Source organism: Paenibacillus sp. A3 (assembly GCF_001399685.1).
Classification (GTDB): domain Bacteria; phylum Bacillota; class Bacilli; order Paenibacillales; family NBRC-103111; genus Paenibacillus_G.
In genome coordinates, this window is record NZ_JTHN01000138.1 from 35,109 (window position 1) to 54,903 (window position 19,795).

General features: G+C 44.3%; 19 protein-coding genes and 1 pseudogene. 17 read left to right on the top strand and 3 right to left on the bottom strand.

Annotated elements, in window-relative coordinates; all coding sequences use genetic code 11:
* Positions 1–40 precede the first annotated feature (40 nt).
* The 8 genes and pseudogenes from QJ48_RS20960 (at position 41) to QJ48_RS20995 (ending at position 8,442) form a co-directional block, all read left to right on the top strand.
* Positions 41–1,285: an MFS transporter gene (locus QJ48_RS20960; RefSeq protein WP_054975454.1), complete on the top strand. Its 1,245-nt coding sequence runs from the start codon at positions 41–43 to the stop codon at positions 1,283–1,285.
* 14 nt (positions 1,286–1,299) lie between these two features.
* Entirely contained in the window at positions 1,300–2,568 is a 1,269-nt protein-coding gene (locus tag QJ48_RS20965; RefSeq protein WP_054975455.1) for an ATP-grasp domain-containing protein, read from the top strand.
* 360 nt (positions 2,569–2,928) lie between these two features.
* Positions 2,929–3,585 (top strand): response regulator transcription factor, encoded by a 657-nt coding sequence (locus QJ48_RS20970; RefSeq protein ID WP_054975456.1) that lies wholly within the window; start codon positions 2,929–2,931, stop codon positions 3,583–3,585.
* A 4-nt stretch (positions 3,586–3,589) separates the two neighbouring features.
* Positions 3,590–5,029 carry a cell wall metabolism sensor histidine kinase WalK gene (locus tag QJ48_RS20975; protein WP_054975457.1) on the top strand — a complete coding sequence of 480 codons (1,440 nt, stop codon included), beginning with the start codon at positions 3,590–3,592 and terminating at the stop codon, positions 5,027–5,029.
* Positions 5,026–5,799: a hypothetical protein gene (locus QJ48_RS20980; protein ID WP_054975458.1), complete on the top strand. Its 774-nt coding sequence runs from the start codon at positions 5,026–5,028 to the stop codon at positions 5,797–5,799. The genes QJ48_RS20975 and QJ48_RS20980 overlap by 4 nt, the downstream gene beginning before the upstream one ends.
* A gap of 186 nt (positions 5,800–5,985) precedes the next feature.
* Complete coding sequence (locus tag QJ48_RS20985) at positions 5,986–7,464, top strand: ABC transporter substrate-binding protein (RefSeq protein WP_237762994.1); 1,479 nt, start codon at positions 5,986–5,988, stop codon at positions 7,462–7,464.
* A pseudogene (locus tag QJ48_RS20990) lies at positions 7,457–7,912 on the top strand (carbohydrate ABC transporter permease); the annotation flags it as partial. The gene QJ48_RS20985 and the pseudogene QJ48_RS20990, both read left to right, overlap by 8 nt.
* Positions 7,903–8,442 carry a hypothetical protein gene (locus QJ48_RS20995; protein WP_237762996.1) on the top strand — a complete coding sequence of 180 codons (540 nt, stop codon included), beginning with the start codon at positions 7,903–7,905 and terminating at the stop codon, positions 8,440–8,442. The pseudogene QJ48_RS20990 and the gene QJ48_RS20995, both read left to right, overlap by 10 nt.
* Positions 8,443–8,549: 107 nt before the next feature.
* Here QJ48_RS20995 and QJ48_RS21000 read toward each other — a convergent pair whose 3' ends face one another.
* Positions 8,550–9,962 (bottom strand): stalk domain-containing protein, encoded by a 1,413-nt coding sequence (locus tag QJ48_RS21000; RefSeq protein WP_054975460.1) that lies wholly within the window; start codon positions 9,960–9,962, stop codon positions 8,550–8,552.
* Positions 9,963–10,066: 104 nt separating this feature from the next.
* Here QJ48_RS21000 and QJ48_RS21005 point away from each other — a divergent pair, with 104 nt between their 5' ends.
* From QJ48_RS21005 to QJ48_RS21035, 8 genes are all read left to right on the top strand, one after another.
* Positions 10,067–10,816 carry a response regulator transcription factor gene (locus QJ48_RS21005; RefSeq protein WP_054975461.1) on the top strand — a complete coding sequence of 250 codons (750 nt, stop codon included), beginning with the start codon at positions 10,067–10,069 and terminating at the stop codon, positions 10,814–10,816.
* Positions 10,817–10,819: 3 nt separating this feature from the next.
* On the top strand, positions 10,820–11,881 hold the full coding sequence (locus tag QJ48_RS21010; protein ID WP_054975462.1) for a cell wall metabolism sensor histidine kinase WalK: 1,062 nt from the start codon (positions 10,820–10,822) through the stop codon (positions 11,879–11,881).
* 833 nt (positions 11,882–12,714) lie between these two features.
* Complete coding sequence (locus QJ48_RS21015; protein WP_054975463.1) at positions 12,715–13,542, top strand: AraC family transcriptional regulator; 828 nt, start codon at positions 12,715–12,717, stop codon at positions 13,540–13,542.
* 86 nt (positions 13,543–13,628) lie between these two features.
* Complete coding sequence (locus QJ48_RS21020) at positions 13,629–14,612, top strand: ABC transporter substrate-binding protein (RefSeq protein WP_054975464.1); 984 nt, start codon at positions 13,629–13,631, stop codon at positions 14,610–14,612.
* A 12-nt stretch (positions 14,613–14,624) separates the two neighbouring features.
* Complete coding sequence (locus tag QJ48_RS21025) at positions 14,625–14,972, top strand: cupin domain-containing protein (RefSeq protein ID WP_054975465.1); 348 nt, start codon at positions 14,625–14,627, stop codon at positions 14,970–14,972.
* A gap of 705 nt (positions 14,973–15,677) precedes the next feature.
* Complete coding sequence (locus tag QJ48_RS39230; RefSeq protein WP_272948141.1) at positions 15,678–15,812, top strand: hypothetical protein; 135 nt, start codon at positions 15,678–15,680, stop codon at positions 15,810–15,812.
* Positions 15,813–15,823: 11 nt separating this feature from the next.
* Complete coding sequence (locus QJ48_RS21030; protein WP_054975466.1) at positions 15,824–16,780, top strand: sigma-70 family RNA polymerase sigma factor; 957 nt, start codon at positions 15,824–15,826, stop codon at positions 16,778–16,780.
* Positions 16,781–16,856: 76 nt separating this feature from the next.
* Positions 16,857–17,282: an SRPBCC family protein gene (locus tag QJ48_RS21035; protein ID WP_054975467.1), complete on the top strand. Its 426-nt coding sequence runs from the start codon at positions 16,857–16,859 to the stop codon at positions 17,280–17,282.
* 79 nt (positions 17,283–17,361) lie between these two features.
* Here the strand turns inward: QJ48_RS21035 and QJ48_RS21040 are convergent, their stop codons facing one another.
* On the bottom strand, positions 17,362–17,778 hold the full coding sequence (locus tag QJ48_RS21040) for a VOC family protein (protein WP_007729208.1): 417 nt from the start codon (positions 17,776–17,778) through the stop codon (positions 17,362–17,364).
* A 593-nt stretch (positions 17,779–18,371) separates the two neighbouring features.
* Positions 18,372–18,845, bottom strand: coding sequence for a transposase (locus QJ48_RS21045; protein WP_237762995.1), 474 nt, complete (start codon positions 18,843–18,845; stop codon positions 18,372–18,374).
* A 785-nt stretch (positions 18,846–19,630) separates the two neighbouring features.
* Here QJ48_RS21045 and QJ48_RS36095 point away from each other — a divergent pair.
* A partial coding sequence (locus QJ48_RS36095; protein WP_082420611.1) for a helix-turn-helix domain-containing protein occupies positions 19,631–19,795 on the top strand: 165 nt, incomplete at its 3' end.

Genomic DNA, 19,795 nt, shown 5'->3' on the forward strand with positions numbered 1-19,795 from the left:
CTTGGTAATTTATTAATCTGAATTAATGGAGAGGGGTATTATGAAAAATAAAAAAAATTTTAATTTTTACAAGCTTTGGCTAGGACAGTCTGTAAGTTTGTTAGGTACCCAGTTTACCGTAGTAGCTTTGCCTCTTTTTGCATTAGAGGTGCTAAAAACAAGTGAGGCGAATGCTGCCTTGCTTCGTGGGATTATATTCATACCCTACCTAATTTTCGGATTAGTAGCCGGTGCTTTGATAGACATCCTTCATAGAAAAAAGGTTTTGCTAATTTGTAGTATATGTCAAGGCGTTTTATTTTTATCAGTATTCATACTGGCTGTAACAAATAAAATAACGTTCCCTTTATTGGTGTTTCTCATGTTTTTAAATGGAATATTTACCACGTTTTACAACATTGCAATTCCTTCTTTTTTACCGGAAATATTAACAGATAAAGACAACTTAAAAAAAGGAAATGCGGGGCTAGCTCTTTCGGAGTCTCTTGCTATAGTAATTGGTCCTATGCTAGCAGGAATCGTTATTACTCTAGTTGGATTAACAGGCCTATTCACTGTTGACGCAGTAACGTATTTTGTTTGTTTTGTGTGTGTATTATTTATTTCAAGGTTTAAACCGCATACAGAGGGCTCTTTAAAAAACGTAAATATAAAATCCATATATAAAAACATATATGAAGGTTTGATATATTTTAAAAACCACCCTGTATTGGAACCAATTGTAAGCTGTGGCGCTGTTTACGGTTTTTTTAAATACATACTAAATAGCATTTTAGTAATATTCCTTTATAAGGTAATGGGTCTATCTGAACTTGAAATAGGCTTTGTTGTAGGTTCGGCAGCGGTAGGATTTTTAATAGGCAATACGATACTCGTAAAAAAAAGTCAACAAATTAATAATACAAAAATGCTTATTTATAGCGCTACTGTATCAGTTATGGGTCTGTCCTTTATACCCATAATGGGATATTTGGGAACCGTTTACGGTATAGTGGCTGTAAGTATCATACATGGTATGGGAGAAGGTGTATTTGCCCCTTACGCTGCAACCATACGACAACTTGCCTCACCAAGTCACATGCTAGGCAGAGTAAATGCTGTACAGCGTACGCTTAATTGGGGAGCTTGGGCATTAGGAAGTTTTGCTAGTGCATTTTTAGTTTCTATATTTGGGCTTCAAACTACGTTATTTATAGGGGGCTTCGGAACAACATTGTGTTTAATCGTGTTGTTAAGGCGAGGCGTATTAAAAGGAACCAACATTGAATATACGAGTTCAATTTAGAGGAGATGATTATGATGTATAAGGTATTAAATGGAACTGACATAGAAAATACACCACACGTTTTATTTATAGGGGGATGGACAAAGCCTATACAAGATGCTTTAGACAGGGGGTATACTGTTTCGTATATAGGGTCTTACACTAAACACATATATTTCGATAGAACGATCTTAGAAAAGTGTTTCTATAAAAAAGAAATAGACACAACAAACATACCCGTGTGTGTATACTATGCTGAAGAATTGTACAAAGAGAAACCGTTTGATGTGGTTGTATCTTTCAACGAAGTAGCCTTAGATACGGCATGCATAATTGCAAAGATTTTTAACGTTAAAGGATCTTCTTACAACGCTAATATGATAACCCGCAATAAAGACATGATGCGTGAAATTCTAGCAGGCAAAGACTTTTCGATAGATTCGATCGTTTGCAACAACATAAAAGACATTGATGAATTTTTGAACAAAAAAGGTAGTATTGTAATGAAGCCCCCGATTGGCGCAGGTGGTAAAGGAGTATCTAAGCTAGACATGGGGGATGACGTAGAGGAATTTATTAAAGATAATGGTATTCAATTACCTATTTTAGTGGAAGAGTACATTGAAGGTGACGTAGTTTATACGGTCGAAGCCGTTTCTTATAACAAAAAGCATTCTATACTGGCTATATCAGCTGAAATATTTAAAGAAGATACGTTTATAATAAACTATACTATGATGCCGGCACCTATAGATGAATCTCAAAAAAAATTAATCATTGAGAAAGTAATGCTATTTTTGGACGACGTGCAACTGGAAGACGGCATTACTCATACAGAGGTAAAGATAGACAAACAAAATAAGCCAATAATCATAGAGTCTCAAGTCAGGATAGGAGGAGGTAATATTTGGAAAATGGTAGAACTAACAACCGCCATATCTCAATTTGGATACTATTATGATGCGTTAGCTACTAAGACTATAGATGAATTTAGATGTGTACCTTCAAAATGTCAAGCTATGTCTTTAAGCTTGATTCCAAAACCAGGTTGCTTAAAAGAAATCAAGTATAAAGGGTTAGCTAACATATCCGAGGTCGTATTAATTGATCTATTAGTAAAAGAGGGCGACACCATACCAACTATTGTAGAGAGTACTGGGCGCAAAGGATATATATTATTTACGGCTAATGATATAAAACATATGTACGAAGTTGCAGATAAAATATGTGACAATATAACGTTTGTTTATCAGGATTTGTCAGAATGGAAACCTTCTTTTAAAAAAATATTTAAAAAGGATTAATATACCAAAAAGACCGACCTAAGCTCGTGCCTAAAAAAGACGAAGACTATGGATAGGTAACACGTTATCAAAAGTAATTTCATAATTTGCTGATCAAAAGCCCACACCAAGTAGTCAGGTGTGGGCTTTACTTGATAAACTCGTATGGTAACCGAATTGAGGACGCTAGCGATGTAGATTGATCCGAATATCAAGGCGTATTGCTTATGTTATGAAAATAAGTTTTTTTAAAAAGGAGATGTGAATAAGAAAGTCGCGATCCGGTAACGGTTTGCCTCCGTCTCGCAGTTGCACTTGCTGTCGTAATCTGTTTTTCTTTATTATAGAACATAAGAACTGCTCGCAAGGAGTGCTCAGGTCATGTCACAAAAAATTTTGATTGTCGAAGACGATATTCATATCTCAAAAATTATCAAAATGAACCTCAATCTGGTAAATTATGAGACGACCGAGGCTTACGACGGCTTGGAAGCACTGGAGGCGCTGAAGCGGGCGCCGTTCGACCTCATTTTGTTGGATGTGATGATCCCGCATATGGACGGATTCGAATTGATGGAGAAAATTCGGCCCTACCGCATTCCGGTCATTTTCCTGACGGCGAAAAATTCGGTATACGACAAGGTCAATGGGTTAAAGCTCGGAGCGGACGACTACATAGTCAAGCCTTTCGAAGCGATTGAACTGCTGGCCCGGATCGAAACCGTATTGCGAAGATACGGCAAAGAAGAGCGGCTGATGACGTTTCAAACGATTCAAGTGGATTTGGACAAAAGGGAAGTCATCAAACAGGGGATACCCGTCGAGCTAACGCCGAAGGAATACGACTTGCTCATCGTTCTGCTGAAAAACAAAAATATTGCCCTCTCCAGAGAACAGTTCATCGAAAAAGTATGGGGCTACGACTATTATGGCGAGACGAGAACAGTCGATATGCATATCAAATCGCTTCGCAAGAAATTGGATCTCCAAGATCATATCAAGACGATTTACAAAATGGGCTACCGGCTGGAGGACTAGGTGGATGAAGTTTTGGCAGAAAATTTATGTCTTCACGATCCTCGCATTTCTCCTCATCTTTCATGCAGCATCCATCATGGTCATTGAGCGGAGCCATAACAAGATGCTCGGGCAAGAAATCAACAACGCGATAAGTCAAAATATGAGTATCCATACGAGCGTCGAAGCGATTGTACCGATTTTGCGCATCTATGACTCCATTGATTACGAGAAATCGGTACTGACGAGAATTGCCAATGAATTTATACATAAAAACAGCGATCAACGGGTGTACCTGGATATCAGGGACGAAACGAACCGGCCGGTGTTTAGCAATTTGGATTTTTCGATGCCTGCTCAGCGTAACGAGCTGGACAAGCTGGACGCGAATGAAATTCGCTATATTTTGCGGGACATTGACCAGCGCACGATTCTCTTCACTTCGAACCTGGCGAATATCAATCATAAACCTTACATGTTTACTTACATGGTAGACGTGACTCCCGTATATCAGAATCGGGTGGATCAATATTATTTTTTCTTTAAGGTGGATTTGGCGGCCTGCTTCCTGTTTATGTTGATTATGTTTTTCGTGAGCAGAGGATTGACACGTTCCATAGACCGGCTGAACAAGACGGCGCAGGTCATCGCTCAAGGTGGCTTTTCGGAAAGGGTTCACTTAAAGTCCAGAGACGAAATCGGCGTATTAGCCGACAACTTTAATGAAATGGCGGCAGTCCTGGAGGATAAAATTTCGGATCTTGAACGGCTCAATCAGCAAAAGCAAAGATTCATCGATAATTTTACTCATGAGTTAAAAACGCCTTTAACTTCCATTATCGGCTATGCCAATTTTTTGAGGACGACCAAGTACAACGAGGAGCTGTTCCTTGACGGCTTGAACGTCATTTATTCTGAAGGAAAACGATTGGAATCGTTATCGCTGAAGCTTATGGATTTGATTATGCTTCAAGAGGGATGCTTCGAAATGGAGCCGCATGAGTTCGGAGCCATTGTTGCCGAAATTCGGCCGGCGCTGGAGATCATGGCGAAGGAGAAGCGGGTTCGTATCGTCACGGACTGCGAGGGAGGGAGCTTGCTTGTCGATCCTGATCTGATAAAGGTGCTGATCTTCAATCTCGTAGACAATGCGATCAAAGCTTCAGCCGAAAACCAGACCGTTGAGCTGCATACTTTCTGGCGCGGCAGCCATTATATTGTTCAAATCGCCGATCAAGGCATCGGGATTGCTGAAGAGCATCGGGATAAAATCTTCGAGCCCTTCTATATGGCCGATAAAGCAAGAACGAGAAGCAGTAACGGAGCGGGCCTTGGCCTCTCGATTTGCCAAAGTGTCGCCAGATTGCACCATGCCAACATTCATATTGCAGGCAATGAAAATCAGGGAACGATCGTTGAAGTCGACTTTGCTCCGATCCAATCGAAAGGCGGGGAACATCCGTGAAGAAATGGATTGCGGCGTTTATGTGCTTGGCATTCCTCGTCCTGTTGACTGGTTGTGAAGGCTGGTTTAAAGCTATCCCCAAGGATAAAGTGATGGTCAAACAAATCATGAAAGAGAACCCGGGCATCGAACCGGAATATGAAGGCGTGCTTTCTCAAGAAACGGCGAAGACGCTCAGTCTAAAGGCGATCAATAAATACTACGAAATGAATGTAACAATGGATGAGCTTCGATTCGAATCGATGTACGTAGACCAGAACAAGCTGAATGATCTGCTGAACAGCCCGCAGCCGAAAGATGCAGTTTACTACGGCGACCAAGCCTTGCTGGATCGAATCCCAAAAGGGCTATCTTCCTTGCTCGATCAAATCCCAAGAGGCCTGTATTATGTAACCCTGACACAATCCGTGGAGCCCAATGAGGTTTATGATGTGGTACTGAATGCAAAAGACGGCGATATCGTCAAAATTTCGAGGTCAGGCGGCAAACAAAGTCGCGCGCAGGAGATTGTGAGAGATAATAAGGTCTTCGATATTGCGAATCGATTCATTGAGGAAAAAGGAAGTTACCCGCTGTCCGAGTTGACGCTGAATCAAGACATGACGCGGTGGGGGATGGATGGTGAAGTAAAAGTATTCTATACGAGCAAGGATAACCAAACGTTAAAATACAGTGTTACGGTAAGCTTTCATATGAACGAAGTCAGCGGTTTCAGTAAAGATATTATGGCGCTGCTGAGCTATATCGAGCGTAAAAAACCTTATCCGTGATTTCCATGCCGATTGCATATAGCGATCGGTTTTTTGTTGTTTTTCGGGGTATTTTCCTGTGGATTACGGGGGCTCCCCCGAAAGTATAGGAATAAGCTTCGAAGCATTCTCATCACTTTTGGGGAAATGATTTTACAACTTCTATACAAGTCCATCTAACTTCTCATATATCGGCTCATTATACTGATGGAGAACCGCGAGCGCGGTGAATACCATAGTGTAATTGAGAGGAAGTGCCCGATGAAGAAGTCTTTGATCATCCTGACAACCGTTTGCTCCATGGTCGCCGTTTCGGCCTGCAGCAATGCCGGTAGCGGCAGCGGAAACGGCAATAGAGCCAGTGGAAGCGACGGCAGTACAACCACGTTGCCGCCCCCATCCACTACGGAGAAAAAAAAGATTGTGTTCTCTACCGGTTCTTCACACGATTATTATAAGCTGGCAAAGCAGCTATATGAAGCCAAGCATCCTAACATTACGATTGAGCTGCAATCTTACGATGGCGAGTCGGAACAAGATTCGGAGAAATACGTCAAAACGACGAATACGGCCATGCTATCCGGCAAAGGTCCCGATCTTATCGATTTGGATCAATTGCCTTTAGCCGATTACATCACCAAAGGTTTATTAACCGATATGTCCAAAATCATCGACAAGGACCCCGAATTTAAAAAAGAGGACTATTTCAATAACGTGCTGGATGGGATTAAGGCCAACGGTGGAATTTACGGGATGCCGCTATATTTTTTCGTTTATGGTTTAATGGGCAACCAGACTTTCATCGAGAAGAGCGGAGTTACATTCGATGATATGAAGTGGACCTGGGCCGATTTCTCCGAAACCGCCAAACAGTTGACCAATAATGCGGATAAAAAATATTATCGATATGCCTTAGGCGGAATTACGCCCGAGCGCATGTTGTCTAATTTTGTTAATGACCAATATGCTTCCTATGTGGACCAAGTCAATGGGAAAGCCAATTTTGATACAAGCAACTTTATTCAGATGATGAAGCAAGTGAAATCCTTGTACGACAATAAAATTATTAGTTCAACTGAATTTTCCCTCATTTTCAAATCGGTTCAAATCAATTCAGCGGCAGATTACATACGCGCATTAAGGGAAAGCGAGTTCTTGCTCCCCGAGCTTGCATACAAGTCGAAGCTCTACTTGAGTCCGGTTCCGAAAGGGGGGAAATCCGGAGCCACGTTCAGGACGTATATGATGATCGGTATCAACAACAAGTCGTCTGTTAAACCGGAAGCTTGGGATTTCGTCAAGTTTATGGTATCCGAAGAAATGCAATCTCAAGCGAAAAGCGCCGGATTCTCCATTAATAAGGCTGCCTATAAAAAGAACGTCAAGGAGCTGCTGAAAACGGGGAAGGTAGAATCCATTCAAGAACTCGGCCGTATGAAAGACCAAGTATTCGAGATTACCCAAAAGGATATTGACGATTTGGAGAAGTTCGTGGACGGAGCCAACTATCATGTTTTGGAGAAGTTCGTGTTCGGAACCATCATTGGTGTTTATAAGCCTCGGAGCACTAACAAAATCGATCAAATTGTGCAGGAAGAATCCATTGCTTATTTCAGCGGGCAGAAAACCCCGGAAGCTGTGGCCAAGCTGATTCAAAATCGGGTAACCACGGTACTGAATGAATAAGATGAGGTTTTGGAGGTACGAACGCAATGAAATGGCCGTGGCTGCGCTCTTCCTGTCGCCAAGCTTGATTGGCTTCGCCATTTTCTATATTATTCCATTCGCCATGGGATTTCTTTATTCTTTCCAGGATCGTACGGTGGATGGCTCCTTTGTTGGATTGCACAATTACGAGGCGCTGCTGGCGAGCGCCTCATTCCGCAAAGCGGCAGCAAACACATTTCTGTTTACCGGGTTATGCGTACCGCTAATCATTGCTTTATCTTTATTTTTTGCCCATCTGTTGAACCAACGGCTGTTTATCCGGAATTGGCTGCAAACCGCTTTTGTATTGCCCCTGGTTGTACCTGTTGCATCCATTGTGATGATATGGCAAATCGTATTCGACTGGAACGGAACGTTAAATGAATGGCTGGAAAGCTTGCATTGGGGACGGATTGATTGGATGAAATCGGACTCATTTCCAACGGAAGCCTCGGATTTGAGTTTGATTTCCTTGCGCCGGCTCATATGGCAGCTTCGCTGCAATCGAGCGAGAGCTTGAAAGTGCGGGTGGAGGGAAGCCAGGCTCTTCAAGTTGAAGGACGAATTGAACAAATTCAGAATGCGGTTTCCAGCTATCAGGCCGGCGGATCGAATGGGACAAGCGCGGACGTTTCCATGAAACGTGTTCAGGTTACGTTGAATAATGAGAATTTAAAAGGCGGCGAGAAGGCTCAAGTCGAGTTGACGAAAGTGACGGACGATGCGATCCTCGTACCCAAAAAAGCGATCCGCGATGACGGCGGCGAAAAGTATGTGTTTGGAATCGAGGTAAAAAACGGCCCGCTCGGCAACGCATTTTACATTCGGAAACTGCCCGTTACTGTTATCGATTCCAATGAATCCGTATCGGCCGTAACCGAAGGATTATTCGAACAGCAAAAAATCGTCACCGAAAGCAGCGAACCGCTTCAGGCAGGCGATAAAATTCGATTATGACAAAACTATACTGATGCTAATATGCTAAGGAAAGAACAGGTTGAAATATCACCTGTTCTTTCTGATGGTGAATGGATCCATAAATTGTTCGGCTTCGTTTTATATCATTAATTAACCGGCGTAATATTTACTGTTCTGCTTGAATTATCCCACTTTACGCTGGCTCCCATGACTTTCGAAAAAAAGCTTAACGGAACAAAGGTGCGTTCCCCACTTTTTTCAACCGGACCATCGAGTTGGATCTGTTGATCGCCTGCCAATGCGGTTTTACCTCCTACGTTAACTGAATAGACTTTGCCGTTGTAGTTGATTTGAGTGGTTTGAAAATCATTGTTCCATTCCACTGTTGCACCCAAAGCCTCTGAAACGAAACGTACAGGAACATAAATGATGTCGGCTTTGGATTTATAATAAGGATACTCTTCACTTTGAATCGGATTGCCTTTAACATTGACCTTGACATCATAATAAGTATCATCTTTATCGCTTACAGTATCGAGAATCATACCGGCCTTCACATCCACTCGAGAAACGGAGAGATCGCGATTAAGGACATAAGCAAAGTTTCCATCCTTGCTGAAGCTGATCGCTTGCCGGGGCTCTGAAAATCCTTTAATGGTCCCGATGATGCTGTTGTCGGAGGTGCTGATTATATTAATGGTATTATCCAACTTGTTGCTGGCAAAAAGGACCTTTCCATCAGGAGAAAGGGATGCGCCGTAAGGATCGCGCCCAACCTTTACCTCGCCAATGATTTTGCCTTGCGAGATGTCCACTATGGCAATACTATTACGCCCGCTGTTTGCCGCATACATGGTAGAGCCATCGGCGGATATTGAAATCGCTCGAATCATCGAGAATCCGGAGATCTCATGGACGATTGCATTGGTTTTGACATCCACAACCGATACCTTGTCTCCCTTGAAGTTAGTAACAAACACATAACGACCGTCAGGAGATACTTTTATCCCTTGACGAGGTTGGGAGAATCCCGGAATGACAGCGGTCGTCTTATGCTGCCCGAGATCCACAACCGTTACTGTACTTCTGGCTTCATTGTTGACATACATGGTATTTCCGTCCGGGGTGACAGCAGTTCCAAATGCGCCTTGACCTACTGCAACTTCATCCTTCAATACCAGGTCTTCCGTGTTGTAAAATCGCAGGGTGCCCAGTGTGCTATCCGAAACGACAAACTGCGAACCGCCGTTAATGAAAATAATGTTTCTTGGTGTGACAAAGCCGCTGATCTCCTTACGCAAAGTTCCTTTGGCAAGATCATAGACTCGAATCCATGGCTGACGACTATCCGAGACAACCGCAGTTTGCTCGTCGGGACTTACGGCCAACGAGTTATTGGTAATCTCGCCGTCAAAGGGGCGGATTGCCGCAACGGTGTTGTTTCCCGCAGCCGGGATCGAAGCCGGATTGTTATCAGCAGCAAAAATAATCGCCGGTTGAATAGCGGAAAGTACCATTCCGGCAAAAAGTACAGGTTTTATCATTTTGTTTACCATCATTCACTCATCGCCTCTCTGAAAAAGTTTTTTAGCCAACGTAAGACGGGGCTCTTGACCAATGTAACGGAGAATTGTAAAGATCATATAAAGAACACGAAAGCATCATGTATGATAAAATGATAGCCGTGGAGGTGAACGTTCCGATGGACAAGCTGCAGCTTGAAGGTCCTATTCTGATTGCGGACGATGATGCTTCGCTCGTCTCGTTTTTGCAGGAATACTTTGAGGCACTGAACTGCCGAGTGCTTGCCGCGAGCGACGGGCAGCGAGCAGTTGAACTGGTGAAAACTGAGGCTCCATCTTTCATCATTCTGGATATTATGATGCCTTGCATGGACGGCACTACGGCATGCTGGGAAATACGCAAAATCAGCAGCGCGCCTATAGTCATGCTTACGGCCAAAATTGAGGAAGAGGACAAAATCCGGGGTTTCGAACGCGGAGCCGACGATTACTTGTGCAAACCGTTCAGCCCGAGAGAACTCGTCGCCCGGATGCAGGCAATTCTACGCCGGATGCGTACGTCGGAGCGGAAAGCGTCGGGGCTCATTTTGAACAATAACGCGAATTTGTCATACGATTCCGAAAGCCATCGGTTTTATTGGAAGAAAGCGCCCCTGCAATTCACGTACCAGGAAGCGCAAATCGTCATCACCTTGCTCAAAATGCAAGGAAAAGTTTGTACACGCGAGCATTTGCTGAACGTGCTGTATCCGCTGGGCGATAAAGATGTTGTCGACCGCATCGTGGATGTGCATATCGGCAATATCCGGCAAAAAATCCGTGATACCGATCCCGGATTCGATCTCATTGAAACCGTCCGGAGCATCGGCTACCGGTTAAAGGAAGGATAAACGGTGAAAATCAAACTCATTTACAAGCTCCTGGCGCTTAACGCGCTAGTCTTAATTTTGCTGGCAGCCGGAATCAGCATCGGATTTAGTCAGTACACGCTTCAACTGATAGAAGAAAACCGCTTGATGGTGTACCAAAATTTCCTCATGTTCCAATCGGCTACGGGGCGTTATTTTCTATATACCAGTCTAGTCATCGTCCCCCTCTCCATTGGGATTAACTGGATGTTCACCCGTTCGATCGTCCGCCCCTTGTCCGGGATGCGGAAGCTGACTGAGCGAGTCGCGAGCGGGGATTATACCGTGCGGGCAGAGATTCGATCGAACGACGAAATCGGCGATTTGGCTCGTTCATTCAACCAAATGGGCAAGCAGCTCGAGAGGATCGAACAGCTCCGGCGAAGCCTTGTGGCGGACGTAGCCCACGAGCTCAGAAATCCGCTTTCCACGGTACGCGGCTATATGGAAGCGATGAGAGACGGCGTCCTCTCCGCAAAGCCCGAAACGCTCGATAAATGTTACCACGAGGTGGAGCGGCTCGTTTTTCTGGTGGAGGACATTCACCGCCTGGCTGTGGCGGAGAGCGATTTGAAAGCGGCCATTCCCTCAAATCCGGTCGATCTCCGGTCCGTTGCCCAAGAAGCCGCTTCAAGGTATAAGCCGAAATGGGAGGAAAAAGCAATTGTTTTTCAAGAGGATGTACCGTCCTCCCCGGTCTGCGTCATGATCGACAAAGTTCACGCCGTACGCGTATTTGAGAATCTGTTCGACAACGCGATGCGCTATACGCCGAATGGTCATTCGGTTCGTTTATCGATGCAAGCGAACGCTAAAATGCTCCGCGTGGAGGTTACGAATACTGGAGCAGAGATTGCTCCCGAGCATCTGACGCTTTTATTCGAACGATTTTACCGGGTTGATCCTTCACGCTCGCGCGCGTACGGTGGTGCGGGCATTGGGCTTACGATCGTGCGCGACATCGTGGAACGGGCAGGCGGACGCGTTTGGGCAACGAGCGGGAATGGTTCCGTGACGATACATGCGGAACTGCCGGTTGAATCATGATCATTAATCCCCTTTCATCAAAAGGGGGGCACTCTTATAAGAAATCAGGTTGTGGTGCAAAAACTTCCTCTGTGGTATTATTGGCTGAACTGAAAATGTGGGATGGGTCCATCAGTTCGGGCCTGAAATAGATAAACGAATTCGACCCTACTTGAAAATAACAAACGATTCTTATCGATCCGGAAGAATTGGCTGTTTACCAATACGCCTCGCGGCGCAAAAGCCAGTGCGATCATTTACAGCCGGGGCGGAAGCGAACGAACTGCCGTTTACGGATCGCTCGGACATTCCGTCATGGGCAGAGGAAACGGTCGGGCCCGCGATGGCAGCAAGCTGGTGTTCTTAATGTGATGAAGAGCCAATGAGCGGCGCTGATCTTGATTTTCCCGGATTTGCTTACGTTATGGATTGCGGCCATTAGCGACACGGGAGCCGCGCTCATCGTCATTTTGAATAGCATGCGATTACTTCAAAGTTAATTTTAAATAACTAAACAGACTAAAACACCGTGAACGACGTTGGTGTTTTTTTGTTGTCCATCGTGAATCGCATCGAGCTGTTTTTTTATACTTAAACTTAAGTCGGGAGAGGCATTTTTATAGCCCACACATCTTGACAATGATAATCGTTATCAATAGTCTGAAATAGACGAGAGTCCTCTTGCCAATTTCCTCATTCCAGCGGCAGATTATTGATTACACAGCCAAGTTAAAGGAGGAGATTAGGACAATGGCTTGTTGAATCGTAATACTGCTTGTGGTCAAGAGCTGCACAGGGTGCATAACGATCAATCTCAGGTTAACTGGCATTACTAATGAAATGAGGTACGAAATATGAAAATCGACGTGAATCAGTTAGCGGAGCATTTTGCATACATTCCTTTTCAAGTAGAAGGAGTATATAGATATGCTAAAGATCCAGGTGTGCCTTATGCTGACTATACAGATTCTTTTCCTGGATTTGTGTTTCCACTTACAGGGAAGATCCAATTTCAATTTAATGGCACGCCCTATATCTTTTCGCCGGGAAAAGTTGTGCACGGGGGTGCAAATATGAAACTAGATCAAAAAACGTTCGGCAGAACCGACTGGGAATATATTCTTGTGTTGTACCGGATATGTGACTCGAAACTGGAAGAGTCAAGCTTTTCTCATCAGCATTTTGAACTATTAACCGGACAATCTCCTCGTCTTATCGAATTAATTACGCGTCTTTGGCATGTGTATAATCAGCGGGGAGGCATTTCGAAGTTTCAGACCGAAATGCTATTTCGCGATGTACTGAATGAAACCTTATTATGTGTTGCTAACAGGCAAAATAGCTGTGAATCCCATACTTTATTCGAGCGGGTATGTAATTATATTCATGAATACTATTATCAAAGCCTTACAGTGGCATCGCTTGCAGAACAATATAACGTTAACCGAAATCGACTTTCTTATGTATTTAGAATACATGCAGGTATGGGGCCGGCAGAATATTTATTAAAATATCGTATTAGCATGGCGCAAGAAATGCTATTTACAAGTAAAGCGCCTGTACAACAAATTGCGCAAACGGTTGGCATTGCTGACCCCTTTTATTTTAGTAGAGCGTTCAAGAAACAATCGGGTATTTCTCCAACTGAATATCGAGAGAAGTTCATCAATAATCCATGCTAATTTCAACAGGCATCCATTCTAATCTAAAAATGACTTCACTATACTAATGGCAGGCCGAAGAAAACAATAGGTTGGAGGAATAGGGTATGCGAAAGATGAAAGGCCTGCTAATCTCAATGCTATTATTAGCAGGCATACTGGCAGGTTGCAATGAAGCGCCTGCTAAAAACAAAGGATCAACTACAAATGGCGCATCTGCTTCAGCAGTCAATGCAAATTCAACTGCTTGGCCAAGAACATTTAAGGATGCCATAGGCAAAGACATTGTTATCAAGAAAAAAACCGGAAAAATAGCCGGACTATGGTATTTTTATCCTGAAATATTAGCTGCATTAGGTGAGCCGCTGGCTGCTTCTACTGAAAAGGAGTATCTATCTACTTTAGCTTATTTAAAAGGGAAGATGGATTCAACTGAAGAATTAGGAGAAAAAACGTCTCCGAATATTGAAAAAATTTTATCAGTTCAGCCTGATATTATTTTAGCGACAGAATATCATGAAAAATTTCGTGAATCAATGGAAAAGATTGCGCCAGTCATTACGTTAAACTCCAAGAGCATCTATGACAATTGGCAATATGGACTCCGCACAGTAGCCGAGATTATTGGAAAAGAAGACGAAGCGGAAAAAGTAATTGCTAACATGATGAAAGAAATCGCAACGGGGCGCGAAGCATTAAAGTCGATGCAAGGAGAGTCAGTAGCGCTTATATTGTCTTGGGATGGAAAAACCTTTAATGTTCTAGATGAAGGCAATCCTGTCTATACGCTTGCGTTTGATAAGGAAAAGGGACTGGGGCTTAAACCAGATCATACATTTAAAGGGGATAATAATAAATTTACTACGTTTGAAGTCATTTCCACTATCCAAGCAGACCATATTTTCCTTATAGGCGACATTACGAAAAAGGATAAATTAATGAATGAATTAAATCAAAGTAATGTATGGAATGCTATGAATGCCGTAAAGAAAGGCAATGTCCATTTAATGGATAGTTCCGCTATTACCGGCGGCCCATTAGCTATCCAATACGCTTTGCAAAATATAACAGGTTCCTTGTCGAAAAAATAGGGAGGGATTACTATCTATTACCAAGCTATTAATCTGAATGAGAAGCTATCTAAATTCAACGATCAATGGTCTCCTAAAGTCATTGGACAAATAAATGACCATCAATTTAAGCTCGTTAAGATTGCCGGGGAGTATGAATGGCACGTTCATGAAGAGACAGATAAGGTATTTATGACGATCGAAGGGGAAATGATCATTGATTTTCGTGATGGTCAGGTGAAAATTTCCAAGGGTGAGATGTTTATCGTCCCGAGGGGAGTCGAGATGAAGCCTTCTGCTGAAAAGGAATGCCATATCATGTTGGTGGAGCCTAGAAGCGTAGTAAACACTGGCGGTACTGAGTCCGAATTAGCGACTTGAAATATAAAGGAAGTGTAGCGCCTCTGAGACATTGAGTTTCAGGGGCGTTAGTCCGTGGTATTAAAAAGCACGATGAAAGCCGCCAAGTGTACGGTGAATTAAATTAGGTTGCATAACATACTATTGAACTAAAAGCGGTTGCATAACATGCAGTAGGTATTGTAAGATAATACCAAGCAGCTGTTTAGTAGAGGTGTTTTAATGAATTATCAGCAAGCACTAAAGTATTTATACGAGATAATAAAGTTTTCTTAGTGCTTCATAGCTCAAACTAAAAACTACATGCTAGTAGGAAATCATAGTATAGATGTTGAACTATAATTTGTGCAGTGACCTCTAGGGAAGCCAACGTCATAGGCATGGAGCCGGCTAATTAATATACCTGGACTTCTATTATAGATTTGGGGCACTCCATTTAATGGCATTTTACCCTAATATTCAAACCAAACTTGCCGTGACCAGGCAAGTTTTATTTTTTATTTAAGAACCTTATAGGAGGAAAAATAGACCATTTTGTCGAAACAAAGAACCTTATAGAAGAAAATGCAGTAACCCTTGAAATAATTGGGGCATATCATGACCTCTTTGTATAATGTGGGTTCTACTGCACTATCGTTAAATCCTGACATGCTACATTGGGCCCTTAGGAGCTCTAAAGAAAACTTGGATAGATAGTGCTTAACTGCAACAATCTTTGGAGGATTTATGAACAATCAAATTTCCATTGAATTTGAAAAGCACAAATCAGAAATTAATAAATGGTATCAATTTTATGTGGGTTTAGATATCGGTGCAGATTTTCATGTTGCTGCTTGTATTCCCCTTCGGGGAGATCGTTAAGGGAGGCCGCGATGAACGAGACCGCATTTGACGAACCATTATTTGCAAGCTTGAAGCCGGGCTTAACCTCGTTCTGTTACCGAATGCTAGGCTCCATGGACGATGCGGACGATGCCGTTCAGGAGACGAGTATTCGGGTCTGGCAGAGCTGGAGCACGTTCAGACAGGATTCCTCGTTCAAAACTTGGGTCTATCGGATTGCCTCCAACCTGTGCTTGGACAAGCTGAGACAATCCAAACGCCGCGCGCTTCCCGTTGACCTGTTCGACCCGGCCGTCGCCATCGTCGAGCCGCGCGACACGCTGCCGGACTCTGCCTGGATCTGGCCGTCTCCCGACTTTGGGGGCAATCCGGAGGATCGGCTCGTTCGCAGAGATACCCTTCAACTGTGCTTCATCGCTCTCCTGCAGACCTTGCCTCCGCGGCAGCGCGCGGTACTCATTTTGAAGGATGTATTTGAATGGTCTTCCAAGCAGATTGCGGAAACGTTGGCGATGTCGCCGGCAGCGGTGAACAGCGCCTTGCAAAGAGCCCGAGAGACGATGGACCGGGCGCAGCTTCGCTCGGATGAGCTCAGCAGCATGGACGTTCAACCGGAGCAGCAGCTGCTGTCCCGGTATGTGGAGGCCTTCGAGCAATTCGATATTGCTGCGCTCGTCGCGTTGTTCCACGAGGAAGGCTGCATGTCGATGCCGCCCTTCGAGATGTGGATCCGCGGCAAGGAAGATTTGTCCGCCTTCTATTCGCTTACTCGCTGGCATTGCGAAGGTTCGCGATTTGTGCCCATTACGGTGAATGGCGGTTATCCGGCGTTGGCCCAGTATATGCCGGGCAAAGAGGGCTCTGGCCTGGTACCCTGGGGCATCCACGTCATCGAAACCAAAGAAAATCAAATCCTGCACGTTCAAAACTTCATTCATACGCCATTATTTTCGCGATTTGGGCTGCCTGAGCGAATTGACCAATGAATTTCGTCATTGGCTTACGTCTATATCAATGAGAATAACCAAACGACGAATATCATGAGAGAGGTGTCTATTTAAAATGGAAACGAGTCAACCGACGAAAGTAACCGTACAAGCCGTCATTCAAGCCCCTGTCGAGAAGGTATGGCGCTATTGGACCGAGCCGGATCACATCACGAAGTGGAATCAAGCGTCCGAGGACTGGCATGCGCCGAGAGCCGAAAACGATCTGCGGGTCGGCGGCAAGTTTCTGACACGGATGGAAGCGAAGGATGGCAGCATGGGCTTTGATTTTGGCGGCGTCTACGATGACGTGAATCGGCATGAGGCGATCGGCTACACCATGGAAGACGGAAGAAGAGTGGATATTGCTTTCGTCGATCAAGGGAATGAGACGAAGGTCATTGAAATGTTCGACGCGGAAAGCTCCAATCCCGTCGAGTTCCAGCAAGCAGGCTGGCAAGCGATCATGGACAATTTCAAAGCCTATACCGAACAAAACTAATCATCGCGAAGAAGACGCCGGGGGAGATGCCCGGCGTCTTTCTTTTTGAACCCTAGTACGATCGTGCTCTCCGTTAGCCTTAACCTTGTGCCGCATCCATGTTCATGTAGTTAATGGCCCACAGATGGCCGTCCAAGTCCACGAAGCCCCAATGATACATGAACCCATGATCTTCAGGTTCAGCGTGCAATTTCCCGCCCAAGGAGACCGCGGTATTCACGATTTCATCGACCTTTTCCCGGCTCTCGAAGGCCAATGCGATCGTCATCTGCGCATACTTGCTCGTATCGACGGATTCCTTCTCCGTGAGCGTATTAAAGAATGCTTGATTAATCAGCATGACCTGCAGGTTGTCGCCGATCACAATGGCCACCGAATTCTCGTTCTCGGGGAATTGCGGGTTGAGCTCGAATCCGAGTCCGGTGAAGAACGCTTTCGATTGTTCTACGTTTTTTACAGGCAGGTTGAAGCTCGTGAATGCGGACGTTAATGCCATTTTCAAAACACCTCTTCGTCAAATTAGTTTGTGTTCATTTATGCCTTCGTTTATATAGACGACAGCCGATCCGGGAATTCATCGGTCTCATGGATTCGGAAGCGTAAATTTTGAAAAATAACTTGGTATTGAGTTCGGATACCCGCCATTCCCGTAAGGTTGCTTATTCTTATTGTGCAGGAATAAAGATTGAACCTCTCTAAAAAGGAATTCGTCTGAATATATGACAATTAAAGGGTGGGTATCGAGGTACGTTTTGCTTATCTACAGTTCGTCGAGGGTCCGAGTCTCTAGGAACGCCAGACAAGCATGATCACGAAGGGCGTTCCATCCCGCCCATCCGCGGTAATATTTACGATTCGGCGGGACAGCAGATCGCATATTCGATCTCAACTCAGTTGTCTTCAAATAATAAAGTTTTAGCCTAGATAATAATGTTATAGACTGGAATAATAAAGTTATAGACTGACGATATCGCTCAACTACCCTGAAAATCAATACACGGAGTAGCTAAAAATGGCAATACGAAACTAAGCGCGGCTAGCGTGTTTTTTTAAAGCGGCGCCTTCATTCTATATAGGGGTGGATGGACGTCATGAAGCAGCGGGGTTGGATATTGTAACGGTAAAGCCCAGGTTTTCTAGTCTTCGTACAGATTGTTTGACGATCATCTCTTGCTGCCTCGTTTCAAAATAATTGGCACCCAGATCACGGTAATTCTCGCCACGCGTCAGCAGATAATATGCGATCGTCATCATCGAATGTGCAACTGCGATGGCCGCACGTTGCCCTCCTTTGCGGGCTGCAATACGTCGGTATTGGGCACCAAGATAGTTGTCTGACCCTCGTATGGATTGGGCGGCTTCTGTGAGAGCTGCACGGAGATACTTGTTCCCCTTACGAGTCTTGGAAGGCTTGCGTTTACCGGCACTTTCGTTATGCCCAGGAACAAGTCCAATCCATGAGCAAAGGTGAGCTGCACTCGGAAATCGGGCACCTACATCCGTTCCGATTTCGGCAAGGATTTGTTCAGCGGTGCGACGAGCGATCCCCGGGATGGTGTCCATTCGGTCCAGTTGCTCCTGAAAAGGGTCGAGCCGTTTGGCTACCTCCGTAGGCTTCAGATGGCGCTGAAAACAAGTAGGGAAGCCAGAGCTACCTTATCCCGAATATCGGTGCTTATTTTTTCAACTGAAATCAGGAGTAGGAACGGGGATACAAAGTGGATTTGAGTCAACTCAATTTTAATGAATTTGGGGAAAAGAAAACATCGACGTGGTGCTGACTGGCCAGCAAACTACTTATTGGAATTTTTATCATTATTGTCTCGTATGGTGTATAGACCATGGCTACCAAAATTACATACTAAACCCTAAAAGAGGAAGTTCTAAAATGTTAATAAATGTATAAAAAGAAAATTATTCTTATGCCTGTGGATTTCCATCTTAAGCTATGAAAATGAAATTAGGGGAGGTGTCCAAATAAAGGAGGAGGCGGCTTGCCAAAATCGCCCAAAGGCCGAGATTCATATATTGGAGCCGGTCTTGTGTCGGACGCCACCATGCCTTATCGGTGATCATCAATACCGTGGACCGCAGCGATTGGGGTGCGTCCGTACGCAGGAACTCTGCCTCGGCGGTCAATTCAAAATAAGCCACTTGCTGAGTCTTACAACGAGATGGAGTCCTAGACCGGTTGGAGACGGTTGAAGGGAACCTGGTCCATACCTTTATCGTTAAGCTGAGAAGACTCCCTCTTCGATAAGGGGGAGATGAATCAGCATATCTTGTATACGAATGCGAACATATGTGCTATAATTGTCATAAAATCACCAAAAGAGGTAAATTCCTGCATGTTGCATCATAAAGCTTTTCGCTTTCGCATCTACCCTACGGAGGAGCAAACGACGCTGATCCACCAGATGTTTGGATGCGCTCGCTTTGTCTTTAACCACTTCCTTGCGAGGTGGAACGACACCTTCCAAGAAACAGGCAGAGGCTTGTCTTACCAGACCTGT